The organism is Agrobacterium sp. Ap1 (genome assembly GCF_017313375.1).
GTDB classification, from domain to species: domain Bacteria; phylum Pseudomonadota; class Alphaproteobacteria; order Rhizobiales; family Rhizobiaceae; genus Neorhizobium; species Neorhizobium cellulosilyticum.
The window spans coordinates 242,969-263,091 of record NZ_JAFLMY010000005.1 but is presented as its reverse complement, the minus strand read 5'-3'; the positions used below and the strand labels follow the sequence as shown (position 1 = coordinate 263,091).

22 protein-coding genes are annotated in these 20,123 nt (G+C 58.0%); 17 read left to right on the top strand and 5 right to left on the bottom strand.

All coding sequences use genetic code 11. From position 1 onward, the window contains the following. The first annotated feature begins 49 nt into the window (after positions 1–49). Together JZX87_RS12765 and JZX87_RS12760 are read left to right on the top strand one after the other, a co-directional pair. A complete protein-coding gene (locus tag JZX87_RS12765; RefSeq protein WP_206825932.1) occupies positions 50–799 on the top strand; it encodes an AzlC family ABC transporter permease in 750 nt (249 codons plus the stop codon). After that, a complete protein-coding gene (locus JZX87_RS12760) occupies positions 799–1,137 on the top strand; it encodes an AzlD domain-containing protein (protein WP_206825930.1) in 339 nt (112 codons plus the stop codon). Before JZX87_RS12765 ends, JZX87_RS12760 begins: the two co-directional genes overlap by 1 nt. Here the strand turns inward: JZX87_RS12760 and JZX87_RS12755 are convergent, their stop codons facing one another. The 4 genes from JZX87_RS12755 to JZX87_RS12740 all read right to left on the bottom strand — a co-directional run bounded on the left by JZX87_RS12755 (position 1,138) and on the right by JZX87_RS12740 (position 4,041). Beyond that, positions 1,138–1,560 (bottom strand): HIT family protein, encoded by a 423-nt coding sequence (locus JZX87_RS12755; RefSeq protein WP_206825924.1) that lies wholly within the window; start codon positions 1,558–1,560, stop codon positions 1,138–1,140. Positions 1,561–1,639: 79 nt separating this feature from the next. After that, positions 1,640–2,836, bottom strand: coding sequence for a GNAT family N-acetyltransferase (locus JZX87_RS12750; protein ID WP_206825922.1), 1,197 nt, complete (start codon positions 2,834–2,836; stop codon positions 1,640–1,642). A gap of 9 nt (positions 2,837–2,845) precedes the next feature. After that, the gene (locus tag JZX87_RS12745; protein WP_206825920.1) at positions 2,846–3,574 is read right to left on the bottom strand and encodes a glycerophosphodiester phosphodiesterase; all 729 of its coding nucleotides are present in this window, start codon (positions 3,572–3,574) and stop codon (positions 2,846–2,848) included. Beyond that, positions 3,571–4,041 carry a RidA family protein gene (locus JZX87_RS12740; RefSeq protein ID WP_148148052.1) on the bottom strand — a complete coding sequence of 157 codons (471 nt, stop codon included), beginning with the start codon at positions 4,039–4,041 and terminating at the stop codon, positions 3,571–3,573. The genes JZX87_RS12745 and JZX87_RS12740 overlap by 4 nt, the downstream gene beginning before the upstream one ends. Positions 4,042–4,150: 109 nt before the next feature. Between JZX87_RS12740 and JZX87_RS12735 the strand changes: the two genes are divergently transcribed. The 15 genes from JZX87_RS12735 to lpxB all read left to right on the top strand — a co-directional run bounded on the left by JZX87_RS12735 (position 4,151) and on the right by lpxB (position 18,672). Next, positions 4,151–4,993, top strand: coding sequence for a cell envelope integrity EipB family protein (locus JZX87_RS12735; RefSeq protein ID WP_148148053.1), 843 nt, complete (start codon positions 4,151–4,153; stop codon positions 4,991–4,993). Between the two features lie 116 nt (positions 4,994–5,109). Beyond that, positions 5,110–5,307, top strand: a complete 198-nt coding sequence (locus tag JZX87_RS12730; protein ID WP_148148054.1) for a hypothetical protein — start codon at positions 5,110–5,112, stop codon at positions 5,305–5,307. Positions 5,308–5,504: 197 nt separating this feature from the next. Then, on the top strand, positions 5,505–6,272 hold the full coding sequence (gene rpsB / locus JZX87_RS12725; protein WP_148148055.1) for a 30S ribosomal protein S2: 768 nt from the start codon (positions 5,505–5,507) through the stop codon (positions 6,270–6,272). Positions 6,273–6,513: 241 nt separating this feature from the next. After that, positions 6,514–7,440 (top strand): translation elongation factor Ts, encoded by a 927-nt coding sequence (gene tsf, locus JZX87_RS12720; protein ID WP_206825918.1) that lies wholly within the window; start codon positions 6,514–6,516, stop codon positions 7,438–7,440. A 115-nt stretch (positions 7,441–7,555) separates the two neighbouring features. After that, positions 7,556–8,278 (top strand): UMP kinase, encoded by a 723-nt coding sequence (gene pyrH, locus JZX87_RS12715; RefSeq protein ID WP_148148057.1) that lies wholly within the window; start codon positions 7,556–7,558, stop codon positions 8,276–8,278. Positions 8,279–8,340: 62 nt separating this feature from the next. Beyond that, the gene (frr, locus tag JZX87_RS12710; protein WP_148148058.1) at positions 8,341–8,901 is read left to right on the top strand and encodes a ribosome recycling factor; all 561 of its coding nucleotides are present in this window, start codon (positions 8,341–8,343) and stop codon (positions 8,899–8,901) included. Between the two features lie 49 nt (positions 8,902–8,950). After that, complete coding sequence (locus JZX87_RS12705; protein WP_148148059.1) at positions 8,951–9,694, top strand: isoprenyl transferase; 744 nt, start codon at positions 8,951–8,953, stop codon at positions 9,692–9,694. After that, a complete protein-coding gene (locus JZX87_RS12700) occupies positions 9,694–10,527 on the top strand; it encodes a phosphatidate cytidylyltransferase (RefSeq protein WP_148148060.1) in 834 nt (277 codons plus the stop codon). The genes JZX87_RS12705 and JZX87_RS12700 overlap by 1 nt, the downstream gene beginning before the upstream one ends. Positions 10,528–10,566: 39 nt before the next feature. Then, complete coding sequence (gene rseP / locus JZX87_RS12695; RefSeq protein WP_206825917.1) at positions 10,567–11,688, top strand: RIP metalloprotease RseP; 1,122 nt, start codon at positions 10,567–10,569, stop codon at positions 11,686–11,688. A 194-nt stretch (positions 11,689–11,882) separates the two neighbouring features. Continuing rightward, positions 11,883–14,219 carry an outer membrane protein assembly factor BamA gene (gene bamA / locus JZX87_RS12690; RefSeq protein ID WP_206825911.1) on the top strand — a complete coding sequence of 779 codons (2,337 nt, stop codon included), beginning with the start codon at positions 11,883–11,885 and terminating at the stop codon, positions 14,217–14,219. Between the two features lie 51 nt (positions 14,220–14,270). Beyond that, positions 14,271–15,338, top strand: coding sequence for a UDP-3-O-(3-hydroxymyristoyl)glucosamine N-acyltransferase (gene lpxD / locus JZX87_RS12685; RefSeq protein ID WP_206825910.1), 1,068 nt, complete (start codon positions 14,271–14,273; stop codon positions 15,336–15,338). Next, a complete protein-coding gene (gene fabZ / locus JZX87_RS12680) occupies positions 15,331–15,798 on the top strand; it encodes a 3-hydroxyacyl-ACP dehydratase FabZ (protein WP_148148064.1) in 468 nt (155 codons plus the stop codon). Before lpxD ends, fabZ begins: the two co-directional genes overlap by 8 nt. After that, entirely contained in the window at positions 15,795–16,610 is an 816-nt protein-coding gene (gene lpxA, locus JZX87_RS12675; RefSeq protein ID WP_148148065.1) for an acyl-ACP--UDP-N-acetylglucosamine O-acyltransferase, read from the top strand. The genes fabZ and lpxA overlap by 4 nt, the downstream gene beginning before the upstream one ends. A 5-nt stretch (positions 16,611–16,615) precedes the next feature. Further along, a complete protein-coding gene (locus JZX87_RS12670) occupies positions 16,616–17,512 on the top strand; it encodes an LpxI family protein (RefSeq protein ID WP_502711315.1) in 897 nt (298 codons plus the stop codon). Further along, positions 17,509–18,672, top strand: a complete 1,164-nt coding sequence (gene lpxB / locus JZX87_RS12665) for a lipid-A-disaccharide synthase (protein ID WP_206825903.1) — start codon at positions 17,509–17,511, stop codon at positions 18,670–18,672. Before JZX87_RS12670 ends, lpxB begins: the two co-directional genes overlap by 4 nt. A gap of 99 nt (positions 18,673–18,771) precedes the next feature. Here lpxB and gltA read toward each other — a convergent pair whose 3' ends face one another. Continuing rightward, on the bottom strand, positions 18,772–20,061 hold the full coding sequence (gltA, locus tag JZX87_RS12660; RefSeq protein ID WP_148148067.1) for a citrate synthase: 1,290 nt from the start codon (positions 20,059–20,061) through the stop codon (positions 18,772–18,774). Positions 20,062–20,123 lie beyond the last annotated feature (62 nt).

Here is a 20,123-nt window from a genome sequence, read left to right as displayed (position 1 = left end):
GCATCTTTGTATTTGTAGGCATATTTGATCAACAGCAAATGGAATGCCTATGTCTGCAGAGCAGCGCAATGAGCCCGGTAACTTGAAATGGTTCCTGACGGGCATGCGCGGCGTCATCTCGCTTCCCGCCATTATTCTGATGACGTCCTATGTCGGGTTTGCCGCATTCGCGCTACAGGCAGGGTTGACGCGTTGGGAGGCCGTGATCATGACGCTCGGCGTCTGGGCCCTGCCGTCGCAGATGATCCTTGTCGGCTCGATGATCGGCGGAGCCAATATCGTTGCGTCGTTTCTTGCCGTTACCCTGTCCGCCATCCGGATGATGCCGATGGTGGCGTCGATCGTGCCGGAGATGCGGACGCAAAAGACGCCGGTATGGCTGCTTCTGTTCCTGTCGCATTTCATTGCGATCACGTCCTGGGTGTTCGCCTCGACGCATCTGCGCGATGTGCCGCGCCAGAACCGGGTCGCCTTCTTCGCCGGTTTCGGCCTAACGCTTACCTGCGGCAATGCTGCGATCGTCGGCATCAGCTATGGCATCGTTTCGCAATTTCCGCCGGTCGTGGCGGGCGCCCTCTTCATGCTGACACCGGTCTATTTCATCTCGTCGATCTGGGCGAGTTCCAGACAGTTCGTGGTGAAGCTCGCCTTTATCATCGGCATCGTCACAGGGCCGCTCTTGGCGCTCGTCGCCCCGCAGTTCGATGTGCTGATTGCCGGCCTCGGCGGCGGAACGGTTGCCTATCTGATCGATCGATACCGGCGACAGCGTCGGCGTGCGATTGAGGAGGCAGTGTGATGCTGGAGGAATACTGGACCTATATCCTGATCATCGTTGCCGGCTTCATCGCAACGGACTTCTGGCGCTGGCTCGGCGTTCTGGCCGGCAACAGGCTGAATGAGGAATCCGAGGCGCTGAACTGGGTGAGGGCGGTTGCGACAGCGCTCGTGATGGCCGTCACCGCCAAGCTGATCGTTTTTCCAACAGGCGTATTGGCCGATTCTCCGCTCTGGCTTCGGCTTTCTGCCGCGGGTATCGGCTTTTGCATTTTTCTGCTGACGGGCAAGAAGGTGGCGATCGGCGTCATCGCACCGATCGCCATCCTTGTCGCAGGCCTGTTTCTGCTCAAAGCCTGATCAGGCGCCGAGTGCATCAACGACCTTTTTGGCGTTGGCAGCCAGAACGCCATGGTCTTCCATCTGGCCGCTATGCGGCTTCAGGCCGGCGCCTTCGTAGCGCGGGATGATGTGGAAATGCAGGTGATAGACGGTCTGGCCGGCAGCCGGTTCGTTGAACTGCGTGACCGTGATGCCATCGGCCTCGAACGCATCCTTGGCCGCATTGGCAAGCTTCTGCACGATCGGAATGACTTTCGACAGGGTGGCCGGGTCAGCGTCGAGAATATTGCGCGAGGGCGTCTTCGGTATCACCAGGAGGTGACCTGGGGATTGCGGCATGACATCCATAAAGGCCAGAGTGTCGGCATCCTCGTAAACGCGGTGGCAGGGAATTTCGCCGCGCAGGATCTTTGCGAAGATGTTGTTGTCGTCGTAGCTCATGGAAGTCCTCTTCTATCTGCTTCTTTCAACGCAATTCCGAACGCAAAACCGGTGCTCGCTTTTGCCGGAATTACTTCAATCAATCATCCTGCTGCCGCTCGCCTTTTCGGAAAGGGCTGTGCTCGGACAGGTATTCGTTCATGCCGTCCACCTCCTGCCGCTCGCGCTCCAGATAGTCGGAAATCGCGCGGCGCAGGCCCGGATGGGCGATGTAATGCATGGAATGGGTGGTGACGGGAAGATAACCGCGGGCGAGCTTGTGCTCGCCCTGCGCGCCAGCTTCGACGCGCTTCAATCCCTTGGCAAGCGCGAAGTCGATGGCTTGATGATAGCAGACTTCGAAATGCAGGAAGGGATGATCCTCTATGCAGCCCCAATGCCGGCCATAGAGGGTGTCGTCGCCGATGAAGTTGATCGCGCCTGCGATATAACGTCCATCGCGTTTTGCCATGACCAGCAGGATGTCATCGGCCATGTGGCTGCCGATCAGCGAATAGAAGCTGCGGGTGAGATAGGGCCGACCCCATTTGCGGCCGCCGGTGTCCATGTAGAAGGCGAAGAACTGGTCCCAGATATCCTCGGTCAGATCGGCGCCGGTCAGCCAGTCGATCGAAATCCCATTCTCCAGTGCGGCGCGACGTTCCTTCTTCAGCGCCTTGCGTTTGCGTGACGCCAGCGTTTCGAGGAATGCGTCGTGATCGGCATAACCTTCGTTGATGAAATGGAATTGCTGGTCAGTCCGGTGGAGGTAGTCGGCCTCCTCGAAGACCTCGATCTCGTTTTCCGGTATGAAGGTTACGTGGGCCGATGATATTCCAAGCTGTCGTGTCACTTCCTGGAGACCTGTGGCAAGCGTGGCCTGCATGATCTCACGATCATAACCGGAAGCGACCAGCAGGCGAGGGCCGGTAGCCGGCGTGAAGGGTATGGCGCATTGCAGTTTCGGATAATAGCGCCCGCCCGCTCGCTCGAAGGCGTCCGCCCAGCCGTGGTCGAAGACGTATTCGCCCTGGCTATGGCTTTTCAGATAGGCGGGGATTGCGCCGATCAGCGTGCCTTCTTCGGTTTCGAGAAGAATGTGATGCCCATGCCAGCCGGTCTTGGCCGTGGCAGAGCCTGATTGTTCCAGCGACGAAAGGAAAGCATGCGAGAGAAACGGATTGTAGGGGACCGCTGTTGAGGAGCTTTCCCGTGAAGCACCCGCAAGCCGCGACCAGCTTTCAGGGCTGATCGCGGCAAAGGATTGTTCGATGCGGATTGAAAGATTACCGGCCATGTACCTGAATTATGCAGTGGGCGACGTGCGCGGGTCAAACCCTTCGAACGTCATCTGATCCGCATATTTATAGGTAGCCTCGCGCGCGTTTTCATCCCTGACAGTCCAGGTAATCAACGCAATGCCGGTCTGTCTCTGGGCGGTGACGAAGCTGTTCGGCAGGTCGGACCAGTGATAGGAGATGAAATCCAGCCCAAGCTGGGCCATTTCATCATGCTTGAAGAACTCTTCCGGCTGGCTGCCTTCAGCGGTCAGGCCGATCGGATAAGGTGTGTCGGCCTTCTTCAGATCGCGGATCAGGTGATGGTCGAAGCTCATCAGCGCGACTTTGCCCTGATAACCTTCCAGCTCTTCGAGAACGATATCGACGAAGCCGTCATCTTCTTCGGCGGTGCGGCCTTTCAATTCGATCACAAGCGGTACGCGACCATCGACCAGTTTGAGCATCTGCTTCAAGGTCGGGATCCTGTCGGCCGTTCCGCCGATGGAAAGCAGGCCGAGTTCAGAGGCGGTGCGCTCCCGCACATCGCCCTTGATGCCGCAGACGCGCTCAAGCTTGTCGTCGTGGAAGACCATCGGAATGCTGTCCGCGGAAAGCTGCAGGTCGCATTCGATGGCAAAGCCGGCATCCGCGGCGCGGGCGAAGGCCGAGAGGGAGTTCTCCCATACGGCCTTGTTCATGTCGTGATAGCCGCGATGCGCGACGGGCAGATCCTTGATCCAGGATGCAGATGTCATGCTTCGATCTCGATAACGGCTTCGATTTCAACGGCGGCATTGAGCGGCAATGCGGCCATGCCAACGGCAGCGCGAGCATGCTTGCCAGCTTCGCCCAGGACGTTTGCAATCAGGTTCGATGCGCCGTTGGTGACGATATGCTGCTCGGTGAAGCCGGGAGCGGAGGCGACAAAGCTCGACAGCTTGACGACGCGCTTGATCTTGCCGAGATCGCCGCCGAGTGCTGCCTTTGCCTGCGACAGGATGTTGATGGCGCAAAGTTCGGCTGCGCGGCTCGCCGTTGTCACATCAACGTCACTGCCGACCAGGCCTTTGATCTCAAGCTTGCCATTTTCGGTCGGCAACTGTCCGGAGATATAAAGCATGTTGCCGCTGATGACATAGGACACGTAGTTGGCTGCGGGCGCCGCTGCCACGGGGAGGGTAATTCCAAGTTCCTTCAGGCGGCTTTCGATGGCATCGGACATTTCGGTCTCCGGTTTGTTGTCAAGCGTACAAAAATCCTTCATCAAGGTCATAACCTTGGCTGATGGCGTTCTTATAACACCCGCGCCCGAGTCCAACAGGAGAATATGAATGCTGCGCACGAGCCTCGCGCTGTTCCTCGTCACCAGTGCCGGTGTCGCCTCCGCTGCGCCGATCAGCGCCGACAGTGCTGCGCGCCTGCTTATTCCTCACAGGGCGGTCTATGACCTCAAGCTCAAGGATGCGTCCGAGCGCTCCGGCATCGAGGGCATGTTCGGCCGTATGGTCTATGAATTCAACGGCTCTGCCTGCACCGGGTTCACGACCAATTTCCGCCTCGTCACCAAGATCAGCACGGGCGAGGAGACGCGTGTCAGCGACCAGCAGACCAAGACGTTCGAAGATCTTTCCGCGAAGCAGTTTCATTTCGAGACCAAGTCCTTCACCGATGAGCAACTCGACAAGAGCGTGACCGGCGATGCGAGCGAAGGCGAGAGCGGGGTGAAGGTCGAGCTGCAGGGGGCAAATGGCAGAGAAGTGGATCTGCCGGCAAGCGCGTTCCCGACCAGTCATATGCTCGACATCATTCAACAGGCCAAGGACAACAAACGTATCTTTGAGACGCGTGTCTTCGATGGCTCAGAAAACGGCGATCAGGCACTTCTGACCTCAACCGTGATCGGCAAGGCGGAGACGCCGGAAAAAGGCGATACCGAAGCCGGTGCCGCCGGCGAGTTTGCCAAGACTCCCTACTGGCCGGTAACGATCGCCTATTTCAACGATGGCGCCGCCGGCGATCCGATGCCCGTCTACAATATGTCTTTCAAGCTCTACGAGAACGGCATAACCCGTGATCTGACCATGGATTACGGTGATTTTTCGCTGGAAGGCAGCCTCGTGAAGCTGGAGTTGCTGAAGACACAGCAGGATCCGTGCCCTGCGGTGCCGCGTTAGTAACGATCTTGCCATTTGATTTGGAACACGCGGTCGCAGTGCCGAATCTAGGCGTCACAATACTCGACACATTGTTAGTTTCGTGTCTGTAGTTGCGCCGCAATAAGGAGTGATTCATGGCATTGATCGGATTTAAAAACACCCACAATCAGGAAGTCTACATCAACCCGGCGCAGATCCTTTATGTGATGCCCTTCGAAGAAGGTGTGACGATCGTTACGTTTGCTGCGGTCAATGGCGCCGGGCAGCCGCATACGATCTATATCCGTGGGAGTGTCGAGCAGGTCCGCCAAAGGCTCGGGGCCAAGGCCTGACCGGTTTCGCTTGTGTCGTGCGGTGAAAGCTGCACCACAGCGCTTGCAATTTTCCACAATCGCCTGTATGGGCACCGATATTCCACACGTGAGGCATGGGATCATCCGGGAGAAATCCGGATTTTTCCGCCCGGTGGCATTCTCGAAGAGGGTGCTGTTTGCCTTGCGGAGGTTCAACCGGAAAAGGATAACTAGGCATGGCATTGCCCGATTTCTCTATGCGTCAGCTCCTCGAAGCAGGCGTCCACTTCGGCCACCAGACGCACCGCTGGAACCCGAAGATGAAGCCGTACATCTTCGGCGACCGTAACAACATCCACATCATCGACCTGGCCCAGACCGTTCCGATGCTGTCGCGCGCCCTGCAGGTCGTGTCCGACACCGTTGCCCGTGGCGGCCGTGTTCTGTTCGTTGGCACCAAGCGCCAGGCTTCCGAGCTTGTTGCTGATTCCGCCAAGCGTTCGGCTCAGTACTACGTCAACTCCCGCTGGCTCGGCGGCATGATGACCAACTGGAAGACCATTTCGAACTCGATCGCCCGTCTGCGCAAGCTCGATGAGATCCTGAACTCGGAACAGTCCGGCTATTCCAAGAAGGAGCGTCTGAACCTTGAGCGCGAACGCGAGAAGCTGGAAAAGGCTCTCGGCGGTATCCGCGACATGGGCGGCGTTCCGGACCTGATGTTCATCATCGACACCAACAAGGAAAAGATCGCGATCGACGAAGCCAAGCGCCTCGGCATTCCGGTCGTTGCCATCATCGACTCGAACTGCGATCCGGACCTGATCGACTTCCCGATCCCGGGTAACGACGACGCTTCGCGCGCCATCGCTCTCTACTGCGACCTGATCGCTCGCGCTGCCATCGACGGCATCGCTCGCCAGCAGGGCGCTTCTGGCCGTGACCTCGGCGCGTCCGCCGAAGCTCCGGTCGAGCCGGCTCTCGAAGGCGAAGCTGAAGCCTAAGGCCAAGGTTGGAACGGTTTATCCGTTCCTGCTTTTTCAATTCGACCGAGGCCAGAGAGACGATCCCTGGCCTCGGTTTGTTTAAAGTCCTGTTCGCCTGCGATCCATCGGATTGTGGTTGAAGGGCAGGCCGGCGGTGGTCTTCATCACCCTGTCACACTTCCGGGTACATTCGTTCCCAAAACCTTGAGTTCGCCGAGCTTTTCGGCGCTACGCAATTTAAACCGACAAGAGGCTTACAATGGCTGAGATCACCGCTGCACTGGTGAAGGAACTGCGCGAAAAGTCCGGCGCAGGCATGATGGACTGCAAGAAGGCGCTGACCGAAAACAACGGCGACATCGAAGCGGCAATCGACTGGCTGCGCGCCAAGGGTATCGCCAAGGCCGACAAGAAGTCTGGCCGTACGGCTGCAGAAGGTCTGATCGGCGTTGCATCGACCGGCACCAAGGCCGTTGTCGTCGAAGTCAACTCTGAAACCGACTTCGTTGCCCGTAACGACGCCTTCCAGGTAATCGTTCGTGGCATTGCCGATGTTGCACTCACCACTGACGGTTCCGTCGAAGCTGTCGGCGCCGCCATCTACCCGGCAACCGGCAAGTCGGTCACCGACACGATCAAGGACGCTGTTGCCACGATCGGCGAAAACATGAACCTGCGCCGTTCGGTAGCACTCGAAGTGGAAGATGGCGTCGTTGCCACCTACATCCACAACGCTGCTGCCGATCGCCTCGGCAAGCTCGGCGTTCTGGTTGCGCTCAAGTCGACCGGTAACAAGGACGCACTGAACGCCATCGGCCGTCAGGTCGCCATGCATATTGCCGCAACGGCTCCGCTCGCCGTACGCGCAGAAGAAGTCGATGCTGCCGTCGCCGAGCGCGAACGCCACGTCTTCATCGAGCAGGCTCGCGAATCTGGCAAGCCGGAAGCCATCATCGAAAAGATGGTTGAAGGCCGCATGCGTAAGTTCTTCGAAGAAGTCGCGCTTCTGTCGCAGGCTTTCGTCATCAATCCTGACCTGACCGTCGGCGCTGCCATCAAGGAAGCCGAAAAGGAAGTCGGCGCACCGATCGAAGTGACCGGCATGGCTCGTCTTCTGCTCGGCGAAGGCGTCGAAAAGGAAGAAACCGACTTTGCTGCAGAAGTTGCTGCTGCTGCAAAGGGCTGATTTCCTCGCCTAATCCAGTGAAAACTATAAGGGCACCGGTGACAAGCCGGTGCCCTTCGTGTATCCGCAAGCCGTTTGATCTCTCCGTTTCCGTTTCGCTTTTAAAGGAGCCGTCATGTCGTCTCAGCCCATATATAAACGCGTTCTCCTCAAGGCCTCCGGCGAGGCTCTCATGGGCAGCCAGGGGTTTGGCATCGATGTCGCGGTCGCCGACCGTATCGCTTCCGATATTGCCGAAGCACGGCGCATGGGCGTCGAGGTTGGTGTGGTCGTCGGCGGCGGCAACATTTTCCGCGGCGTGGCCGTGGCCTCCAAGGGCGGCGATCGTGTGACCGGCGACCATATGGGCATGCTGGCCACCGTGATCAACGCGCTGGCGCTTGCAACGTCGCTGCGCAAGCTCGACATCGATACCGTCGTTCTTTCGGCTATCGCCATGCCGGAAATCTGTGAAAGCTTCTCGCAGCGCCAGGCGCTGCATCACATGGCGCAGGGCCGGGTAGTGATTTTCGCCGGCGGCACAGGCAACCCATTCTTCACCACCGATTCGGCAGCTGCGTTGCGCGCCGCGGAAATCGGTGCCGAAGCTATCTTCAAGGGCACCCAGGTGGATGGCATCTATTCCGCCGACCCGAAAAAGGATCCGAATGCTACCCGCTTCGACGCGCTGACGCATAGCGAGGTTCTGGAAAAGGGCCTCGCGGTGATGGATGTCGCAGCGGTCGCGCTCGCCCGCGAAAACCATATTCCGATCGTCGTCTTCTCGATTCATGAGCCGGGCGGCTTTACGCAGATCTTGACCGGCGGCGGCCTCAAGACGATCGTATCCGACAACTGAGAAATTACCGCGATCTTTCTGCCGATCAGAAAGTTCAACGATAACAAGATGGAGTTCCAACGATGAGTGGATCAGTCGATCTCAACGACATCAAGCGCCGCATGGAAGGTGCAGTCAATGCCTTCAAGAGCGATATCGCGTCTCTGAGAACCGGTCGCGCGTCGGCCAACGTTCTTGATCCGATTACCGTTGAGGCCTACGGCTCGCGCGTACCGCTGAATCAGGTGGCGAATATCACCGTGCCGGAGCCCCGCATGCTGGGTGTCTCGATCTGGGACAAGTCCATGGTTCGGGCTGTAGAAAGTGCCATTCGCGAATCGCACCTTGGCCTCAACCCGATCGTCGACGGGCAGAACCTTCGCATCCCGCTGCCTGAACTCAATGAAGAGCGCCGCAAGTCGCTGGTCAAGGTTGCGCATGATTATGCGGAGAAAGCCAAGGTCGCTGCCCGGCATGTTCGTCGCGATGGCATGGAAGGCCTGAAAAAAGCCGAAAAGGATGGCGTAATCGGCCAGGACGATAGCCGCTCGCAGTCCGAAAAGGTTCAGAAGATGACCGATGACACGATTTCTGAAGTCGACCGCTTGCTTGCGGATAAGGAAAAGGAAATCATGCAGGTCTAGGTTGGGTATCTTTATCCCTCCCTCGGCCGTTGAAGGAAATGCATAGGACATGCTGACGCCAGATATTGCGATCATTCCGGAGCACGTTGCCATTATCATGGATGGCAACGGTCGGTGGGCCAACAAGCGCGGTCTGGCCCGGACGATGGGGCACAGCAAGGGTGTCGAGGCCGTCAAGGAAACGGTCCGGGCGGCTGGTGAGCTAGGCGTCCGGTATTTGACGCTATTTGCGTTCTCGTCGGAAAACTGGAGCCGGCCGGAAGCCGAGGTCAGTGATCTGCTCGGCCTCCTTCGCCGTTTTATACGACGCGACCTAGCCGAACTTCATCGAGAAAACGTACGGATCAAAGTTATCGGTGAGCGCGACAAACTGCGTGGCGATATTCTGCCGCTTCTTCTGGAGGCGGAGGAGACGACGCGTAACAACACGGCGCTTACGGTGGTGATCGCGTTCAATTACGGGTCTCGCGACGAAATTGCGCGTGCAACCACGAGGATTGCGCAGAAGGTCAAGGCCGGCCTCCTTGATCCTGCTTCCATCAGTTCCGAGATGATCAGCGATCATCTCGATACGGCGGGCATACCGGATCCGGATCTCATCATCCGCACGAGCGGCGAGGAGAGACTTTCGAACTTCCTGCTCTGGCAGGCCGCGTATTCGGAATTCGTTTTCCTTCCCGACTATTGGCCGGATTTCAACCGGGATCTTTTTGTCGAAGCGCTCAAGATCTATGCGTCGCGTAACAGGCGCTTTGGCGGTTTGTCTGCAAGACCTGCGGCGGTGGTCGGCTGATGGGGCAGGAGCTCAAACTTCGCATCGCGTCCGCTATTGTGCTGGCCGTGATCGTCCTTGCCGCAACATGGATAGGTGGCTGGGCGTTCAATCTTGTGGCTGCCGTGATGGCACCGCTGATCTATTATGAATGGTCAACGATCACGGGCCTTTCGGAGCGGAGCTTCAAGGCCAATGCGTTCGGCTGGCTGGTCGTTCTACTTATCGCTGCCGATCTCATCATCGGAGAAGGCGAGCTGTCCATGCCGCTGCTTTGCGGTGGTGTCGTTACGGGCGTGCTGTTGGCGATCCTTGGGCACGGCTCCTGGTGGCTTCCGGGCGGTATTGTCTATGCCGGATTGAGCGGCATCTCTCTTGCAGCCATCCGCGGTGATAATCAGGCGGGGTTTGTCGCCACGCTTTTCATCTTCGCAGTGGTGTGGGGGACCGATATCCTGGCCTATTTTGTCGGTCGTGCTATTGGCGGTCCGAAGCTTGCACCGCGCATTTCCCCCGGCAAGACATGGTCCGGGGCGATCGGCGGAACGGTTGCAGGCGTTGCCGCCAGTGGTTTGCTTACGCTTGGCGTATTTTCGCGGCTTTCACTGTGGACGATGGCGCTTGCCTTCCTGCTGTCTGTTGCGAGCCAGATCGGCGATCTTTTCGAATCCTTCATCAAGCGACGTTTCGGTGTGAAGGACAGCAGCCATCTCATTCCCGGACACGGTGGCGTGATGGACCGTGTGGACGGCTTGGTTTTTGCCTGTTTTGCCGTATTTCTGCTGACGCTTGTGGACACGGCCATGAAAGGCCATGTTAGCAACTCGGTCGCTGCCTTCATCTTCGGTCTCTAAAGCGGCGACCAGCCTCGATATCGTGAAGCGGAAACACTGATGGCCATCTTCGGTTTCATAACGGGCTACATTATCCCGTTCATCCTCGTCCTCTCTCTGCTCGTTTTCGTTCATGAGATGGGTCACTATCTCGTGGGGCGATGGAGCGGGATTCGGGTGACTGCATTTTCGGTCGGCTTTGGTCCTGAATTGATCGGCTTCACCGATAGCCATGGTACACGCTGGAAGCTTTCTGCTATTCCGCTCGGCGGCTACGTAAAGTTCTTTGGTGACGAGGATGCTTCGAGCCTGCCCGATGCATCAAGCGTTTCCCACATGAACGAGGCCGACAGGGCTCGGACACTTGCGGGCGCAAAGTTGTGGAAACGCGCCGCTACCGTTGCTGCAGGCCCTATCGCCAACTTCATCCTCGCGATCGCCATTTTCGCCGTACTGTTTTCCGTCTACGGCAAGATGATCGCCGATCCGGTTGTCGCCGAAGTGCGTCCGGACAGTGCGGCCGCTGAAGCCGGCGTGCGGCCCGGAGACCGGCTCGTTGCACTCGACGGAAGCAAGGTTTCCACATTCGAGGATGTCCGCCGTTATGTCAGCGTTCGGCCGGAGACGCCAATCGTCGTGACGGTGAAAAGGGACGGTCAGGATCTCGATCTGCCGATGGTGCCGAAGCGCACGGAGATCAACGATCAGTTCGGAAACAAGGTCGAACTCGGGCTTATCGGTGTCGTTACCAATGAGGAGCGCGGCAATTTCCGACTGGAGACGTTCACTCCGCTTCAGGCTGTCGGCGAGGGCGTGAAAGAGACCGGCAACATTATCACCGGCACATTCCGCTATATCGGCAATCTGGTGACCGGCCGTATGAAGGCTGACCAGCTGGGTGGCCCGGTTCGCGTTGCCCAGGCTTCGGGGCAGATGGCCACGCTCGGCTTCGCCGCGGTGATCCAGCTTGCCGCAGTCCTTTCCGTTTCCATTGGACTTTTGAACCTTATGCCTGTTCCGGTGCTTGACGGCGGCCATTTGGTTTTCTACGCAATAGAAGCTGTGAGGGGGAAGCCTCTGGGTGCTGGAGCTCAGGAGATCGCATTCCGTATCGGTCTTGCGATGGTACTCAGTCTGATGGTGTTTGCCACCTTCAACGATATCACCAACCTTATTGGCTAAGCGAGCTGCGGGTGAATAAACCAATTATTCACCATGTTTACAATGTTGCGTGGCGCGAGAGCCACGCTTCAAAAGGAAGTAAATAGAAATTAACGCGATAGCTTGCTTGTAGGGCAAAAGAAGGTAAAACGACACACGTGGCCGGAGTCGGGCTCCACCCGCCGAGGGACAACGGGAAAAGGTAAGAATTGAAAATGAAGGCTGGTTCAAAGTTTTTGAACGCAGTGTCGGCGTTTGCGCTGTCTGCTAGTGTTGTTGCGTCGGGTTCGGGCGTCATGGTGCTTGCCAGTGCTGCGAATGCTGAAGCTGCTGTCATCCGCAGCGTTCAGGTGCGTGGCGCCCAGCGCGCCGGCGAGGAAGCTGTTCGGTCCAACCTGACGATTCAGCCCGGTGTTGCCTTTTCCGGCGCTGATATCGACGAATCGGTCAAGCGTCTTTACGCGACCGGTTATTTTTCAGATGTGAAGATCAGTGTTTCCGGCAGCTCGCTTGTGGTGACTGTCGCTGAAAACGAGCTGGTCAACCAGGTCGTCTTCAACGGCAATCGCAAGATCAAGGACGACAAGCTGGCAGGCGTCGTGCAGACGCAGCCGCTTGGTCCTTACAGCCAGGCGATGGTCAATGCCGATATCGAGCGCATTCGTACCGCCTATTCGCAGATCGGTCGCAGTGACGTCGAAATTACGACCCAGACGGTCAATGTCGGTCAGGGTCGCGTCAATATCGCTTTCGTTATCAACGAAGGTGACCGCACGAAGATCGCCGATATCAATTTCGTCGGTAATCAGGCTTACGGCGACGGTCGTCTGAAGGCCGTTATCGCCACCAAGGAATCCGGTCCGCTCTCGTTCCTTACCCGCAAGGACGTTTACAGCCAGGACAAGCTGCGCGCTGACGAAGATGCGCTGCGCCAGTTCTACTACAATCACGGTTATCCGGATTTCCGTATCGTTTCCTCCGATGCGCAGCTCGATACAACGACCAACAAGTACACGATCAACTTCACGGTTGAAGAAGGTGCTCGCTACCAGTTCGGCGATATCAACGTCGAATCCAGCGTCGAAGGCGTTAGCGGCGATGAGCTCAAGGGCCTGGTCGAGACCAAGTCCGGCGCTGTTTACGATGCTCGTGAAATTCAGAAGTCTATGGAAGCCATATCCAAGCAGGTTGCGTCGAAGGGGTATCCTTTCGCTCGTGTAACCCCGCGCGGCGACCGTAACCTTCAGACGAATACGATCGGCGTTTCTTACATGGTCGATCAGGGCGAACGCGCCTATGTCGAGCGTATCGAGATCCGCGGTAACACGCGTACCCGTGACTACGTCATTCGCCGCGAGTTCGATTTCAGTGAAGGCGATGCCTTCAATCAGGAAATGATCTCGCGCGCAAAGCGTCGCCTTGAAGCTCTCGGCTACTTTACGTCGGTCAATATCTCGACCACGCAGGGCAGTGCTGCAGACCGCGTCGTTATCGTCGTGGACGTCGAAGACCAGTCGACCGGCTCGTTCGGTATCGGCGCCGGTTATTCGGCTGGTGGTGACGGCTTTATCCTTGAAGCTTCGGTTGAAGAAAAGAACTTCCTCGGTCGCGGCCAGTATGTTCGTATCGCTGCCGGTGGCGGCCTGAATGACTCGCGTACTTACACGCTGTCATTCACCGAGCCTTATTTCCTCGGTTACCGTCTGGCTGCTGGTTTCGACGTCTTCCGCAGTGAAACGTCATCGAATGATAATTATGATTATTCGGAACAGGGATTCACACTGCGTGTGACAGCCCCGATCACCGAAGATCTGGCGACGACTTTCCGTTATACCTACAAGCAGATCGAGTACGAGAGCAGCGGCTCCGATTATGACGACCTGTCTCCGGTCTATCAGGATCTCGTCGACCACGGCAAATATACGCAGTCGTCGGTCGCTCAGACGCTGACCTACAATACGCTGGATAGCCAGACACTGCCGCGCGAAGGTATCTATGCGACCGTCACGCATGAATTCGCCGGCCTTGGTGGTGATTCGGAGTTCTATAAGCTCTCCGGTCGCGCTCGTTACTTCCAGACGCTTTCGACCGAAGCTGATCTTATCGGCTCACTGTCTGTCGGTGCCGGCCATGTTATCGCCACTGGCGACAACCTGAACGTTTTCGACCAGTTCACGCTCGGCGGACGTCAGGTTCGCGGCTTTGACAATAACGGTATCGGCCCGCGCACGAAGGCAGATGGCGACGCGCTTGGCGGCACCACCTACTTTACCGTGTCGGCTGATGCGTCCATGCCGTTCCCGGCTGTTCCGGAAGATATCGGTCTGCGCTTGGCCGCATTTGCGGACGCCGGCACGCTTTACGGTAACGACGTCAAGGTTAGCAAGGCGGACGTCGAAGGCACTGGCATGTCCTGGCGTGCATCCGTCGGTGTCGGCGTCATGTGGGCTTCGCCTTTCGGTAATATCCGGATGGATTACGCAATCCCGGTTCTCAAGGAAGACTTCGACGAGACCCAGGAATTCCGTTTCAGCATGGCAAACCAGTTCTGATCGTTTCCGGCCGCGAAAGCGGCCGGAAGCCTGTTCTGGAGCTTTAGCTTTATGGATCAAAATAATTTCTTTCCGCCCCATCATGGCGTGAGCCTTCGTGAGCTTGCGGTCCATCTTGGGGCAGAGCTTTTGGATGATACTGCCGGGGATCGCGTGATCCGTTCGGTGGCCCCGGTTGTGCGCGCTCAGGAAGGTCAGGTTTGTTATATCCTGTCGCGCAAGAACCGTAAGGAACTTGAGACCTGCATGGCTTCGGCGATCCTGTGTGATCCCGGTCTGGCCAGCATCGTGCCGGGTCACATAGCCGTTCTCCAGACAAAAACGCCGCACTCCGCTTTCGCAATGGCAGGGGCCCTTTTGCATCCGCGTGCGATGCGGCCAAGCCCTGTAACATCGGAAGGTGAGGGTGTGTCACCGGCTGCCTATGTCGATCCGACTGCGCGGCTGGAAGATGGCGTTACAGTTGAGCCCATGGCAGTCGTTGGCGCGCATGCGCATATTGGCTCGGGTACTCGTATCGGAGCCGGTGCTGTTGTCGGCGCGGACGTCCAGATCGGCCGTAATTGCAGCATTGCTGCTGGCGCGAGTGTTGTGGCAGCTCTGATCGGCAACAATGTCATCATCCATAATGGAGCGCGAATCGGCCAGGACGGTTTCGGTTTTGCGCCCGGACCGCGCGGCATGCTCAAAATCGTGCAGATCGGGCGCGTGATCATTCAGGATAATGTCGAGATCGGTGCGAATACCACGATCGACCGCGGCGCCATGGACGATACCGTCATTGGTGAAGGTACGAAAATCGACAATCAGGTCCAGATCGCCCATAACGTCCATATCGGACGCCATTGCGGCATTGCTTCAGGGGCTGGAATCGCCGGTTCGACAAAGATCGGCAACGGCGTCTTGATCGGCGGTGCTTCTGGCATAAATGGTCATATCTCGATCGGAGATGGCGTTCAGATCGCCGCAATGAGCGGCGTCGTGGCAGATATTCCGCCTGGCCTCAGGTATGGTGGAATACCGGCGCGACCAATGAAAGACTTTCTCCGCGAGATGGCCGAAAAGATGAGCCAGGTGGATGATAGGGCAAAACGCAGAGGAGAGAAAAACAATGACTGATGAGACCAAGCCGGAACTCGGCGCGGCCGACATTCAGGAAATCATGAAGCTTCTGCCTCATCGCTATCCTTTTCTGCTCGTTGACAAAATCATCGACATCGATGGTGACAATTCAGCTATCGGTATCAAGAACGTGACGGCGAACGAGCCGCAATTTCAGGGACATTTTCCTGAACGTCCGATTATGCCGGGAGTCCTTCTGGTCGAGGCGATGGCGCAGACCGCCGGTGCGATCTGTGCGCGCAAGGAAGGCGAAGGCGGCAATCTCGTCTATTTCATGACGATCGATAATGCCCGCTTCCGCAAGCCGGTTGTACCGGGTGATCGCGTGGAATTCCATGTCGTGAAGCAGAAGCAGCGCGGTAATATCTGGAAGTTCCATTGTGATGCCAAGGTCGAGGGCGCACTTGTAGCAGAGGCGGATATCGGCGCAATGATCGTCCGTAAGGAAGGCGAATGAGCACGATTGCAGCCAGCGCCCGCATTCATCCGACGGCGATTGTCGAGGATGGCGCGGTCATCGGTGAGAATGTCATTGTCGGACCATTCAGCCATGTCGGACCTCGCGTCGTTCTCAAGGACGATGTTGAACTGGCATCGCATGTCGTGGTCACCGGCAAGACCGAGATAGGCAGGGGGTGCCGCGTCTTCTCGATGGCCGTTATCGGCGGCGTATCTCAGAGCCTGCATGAGGCCGGAGAAGAATCCACGCTGACGGTCGGCGCCAACTGCGTCATGCGCGAAGGCGTAACAATGAATACCGGCACGGTTGGCGGTGGTGGCAAGACAGTTGTCGGTAGCAACTGCCTGTTCCTTGCCAACAGCCATGTGGCGCATGACTGCCAGCTTGGCAGCGACATCATCATGTCCAACAATGTGATGCTGGCCGGGCATGTTCATGTCGCAGACCGCGCCATTCTGGGTGGCGGCTGTGCTGTTCATCAGTTTTCTCGCATCGGTCGCCAAGCCTTTATTGGCGGTCTTTCGGCGGTCAACTATGATGTCATTCCCTATGGCATGCTGAACGGTAACCCGGGTGTTCTGGGCGGGCTGAACGTGGTCGGAATGACGCGCGCCGGCATGGATAAGCAGACGATCCATCGTGTGCGCCGCGCCTACAAGGATATCTTCGAAGGTGAGGGCAATGTTCGGGCGAATGCGGCCGCCGTTCGCGATGCCTATGTCGATTGCGCGGAAGCGATGGAAATCATCGATTTCATCACTGCCGACAGTGATCGTGCAATTTCCTCTCCCTTCCGCAGGAAGGGATGAGGTCCATGCCCGGCACGTCCGGCATGGCGCAAGAAGGTCATTCCGATGGTCGCCTGGCTATTATCGCAGGCCGTGGATTGTTGCCGCTCTATCTGGCGCAGGCTGCCAGAGCCGAAGGGGAAGATCCTTTCATCGTCGCTCTGAAGGATGAAGCCGATCACCGTTTCGATGGTTTCGAAATCATCTCCGTCGGCGTCGGCAATCTTGCAGCGATTGAAAAGTCTTTCCGTGAGTTGAAGATAGGCCGCGTCGTCATGTCCGGCGGCGTTGCCCGTCGGCCTGAATGGCGCGATATCCGGCCGACGTTCAAGACCATACTCAGCATGCCATCCGTCGTGCGCACGCTGATGTCGCATGGTGATGACACGGTCCTGCAAATGGTGATCAAGCTCATCGAGGGGATGGGTTGCACGGTGATCGGCGCCCACGAAATTGCGCCCGGCCTGCTTGCGCGCCTGGGACCGTTAGGACGAATGTCTCCGGCTGGTGATGATTTGCGGGATATTTCCAGAGGGGTCGAGGCCGCGCTGGCTCTCGGTCATCTGGATATAGGGCAGGGCGCTGTTTCCGTCGGTGGCCGCGTTGTCGCCATGGAAGGCGTCGAAGGCACCGATGCCATGCTTCAGCGGGTTGCGGAACTGCGCATCGGCGGCAGAATTTCGGCGCGTCGGCGTGGCGTGCTGGTCAAGCTTTGCAAGCCGCAGCAGGACATGCGCGCAGATCTTCCGACGATCGGGCCGTCAACCGTCGAAAATGCGGCGCGGGCAGGCTTGGCCGGTATCGCCGTAGAGGCTGGCAGGGCGCTTGTGCTTGAGGAAGCGGCGCTGATCTCGGCGGCGGATGCGGCGGGTATTTTCGTTTGCGGGATCGACCCGACGCTTGAAAACGGAGGGCTTTCATGAGCCGTGTCCTGAAGGTTGGCGTTATCGCAGGCGAGGTATCCGGTGATCTTCTGGGCGGCGATCTGATTGCGGCGCTCAAGGCTGCTCATGACCGGCCGGTGGAACTCGTCGGCGTGGGCGGAGATGCGCTGGCGGCGCAGGGTCTGCGTTCGCTTTTCGATTTTTCCGAGCTGTCGATCATGGGCTTGACGCAGGTTCTGTCCAGGTTGCCGAACCTGATCAAGCGCATCAACCAGACGGCAAGTGCGGTAATTGCGGCGAGGCCGGATGTGCTCGTCATAATCGACAGCCCGGACTTTACACATCGCGTGGCGAAGAAGGTGAGGGCGGCACTACCACGGCTGCCGATCGTCAACTATGTCTGCCCGAGCGTGTGGGCATGGAAAGAATATCGGGCCAAGGCAATGCTCGCTTATGTCGATCGCGTGCTTGCAGTCCTGCCGTTCGAACCGGAGGCGATGCAAAGGCTTGGCGGACCGGAGACGATTTTCGTTGGTCATCGTCTGACCAATGATCCGGACCTTCTTGAGGTCCGGCGCCAACGAGCTGCGCGACCGACCAAGGCGGTCAGCGAGAAAAAAACGATCCTGCTTTTGCCCGGCTCCCGGTCCGCGGAAATCAAAAGCCTTTTGCCTGTCTTCGGTGAGGCGGCAAAGGAGTTTTCGGAGCGTAACGGGGCCACGCGTTTTCTGCTGCCGACCGTTCCGCGTAGTGAAGCGCTGGTGCGGGAAATCGCTGCCAGTCTTCCGGTTGCCGTGGAGGTGGTTTCGGGTGCCGAGGCGAAGTGGGGTGCCTTCATCGAGGCCGATACTGCGATGGCTGCCTCCGGTACGGTCATCCTTGAACTTGGTCTTGCGACCGTTCCGGTCGTTTCCGCTTACAAGACGGATTGGCTGATCAAACTGCTCGCGGGTCGGATCAAGATCTGGACAGGAGCCTTGCCCAACCTCATCGCCGATTACCCCGTCGTGCCAGAGTATATCAACGAGGTGGTTCGACCCGGCAGCCTGTGCCGTTGGTCGGAGCGGCTGTCGAACGATACCGTACAGCGCCGGGCAATGCTGGAAGGATTTGATCTCGCATGGCAGCGGCTGCAGGTGCCGGTTCCTCCGGGCGAGGCGGCCGCGACAGCTGTCCTGGATCTATTGAACCGCAGCTAGCTTCACCGGCTGTTCGTGTGGAGCTGCCGATGAAGGTTTCTTCGTTCAATAAAAAACCCGGTCATACGACCGGGTTTTTTGTTTTCATCCAGATGGCGCTTAGCGCTTCGAAATCGGCAGGTAGTCACGCTTGGCTTCGCCCGTGTAGAGCTGGCGCGGGCGGCCGATACGCTGCTGCGGATCTTCGATCATCTCGGCCCACTGGGCGATCCAGCCGACGGTGCGGGCGAGCGCGAAGAGCACGGTGAACATGGTGGTGGGGAAGCCCATCGCCTTCAGCGTGATACCCGAATAGAAGTCGATGTTCGGATAGAGCTTCTTCTCGATGAAGTATTCGTCCGTGAGCGCGATCTTTTCAAGTTCCATGGCAACCTGCAGGAGCGGGTCGTCCTTGTGACCGAGTTCGGCCAGAACCTCATGCGTGGTCTTCTGCATGATCTTGGCGCGCGGGTCGTAGTTCTTGTAGACGCGGTGACCGAAGCCCATCAGGCGGAACGGATCGTTCTTGTCCTTGGCGCGTGCGATGTATTCCGGGATCTTGTCGACCGAACCGATTTCCTGAAGCATGTTGAGCGCTGCTTCGTTGGCACCACCGTGCGCTGGACCCCACAGGCAGGCAATGCCGGCGGCGATACAGGCAAACGGATTTGCACCGGAAGAACCGGCAAGGCGAACCGTCGAGGTGGAAGCGTTCTGCTCATGGTCGGCGTGCAGGATGAAGATGCGGTCCATGGCACGGGCCAGAACCGGATTCACCTTGTACTCTTCGCAAGGAACGGCAAAGCACATGCGCAGGAAGTTCGACGAATAGTCGAGATGGTTCTGCGGATATACGAACGGCTGGCCGATATGGTACTTGTAGGCCATGGCCGCGATCGTCGGCATCTTGGCGATCATGCGCAGCGAAGCGACCATGCGCTGGTGCGGATCGGTGATATCGGTCGAGTCATGATAGAAGGCCGACAGAGCGCCGACGCAGCCACACATGACGGCCATCGGATGCGCATCGCGGCGGAAACCGGTGAAGAAGCGGCTCATCTGCTCGTGCACCATGGTGTGGTGCGTCACGCGATGATCGAAGTCCTTCTTCTGAGCTGCGGTCGGCAGTTCCCCATAAAGAAGCAGATAGCAGGTTTCGAGGAAGTCACCCTGTTCGGCAAGCTGCTCGATCGGATAGCCGCGATGAAGAAGCACGCCTTCGTCGCCGTCGATATAGGTGATTTTCGATTCACACGAAGCGGTCGAGGTAAACCCGGGGTCGTAGGTGAAGGCCCCGGTATGTTTATAGAGCGCGCCGATATCGATAACGTCAGGACCGATCGTACCGGACTTGACCGACAGGTCGACCTTCTTGTCACCGAGAGCGAGAGTTGCGCTTGTTTCCGTCATTCTGATCCTCCAACCGGTTGGCGGCATGACGCCTCAAAAGCGCCATAAGCATTAAGCGTTCC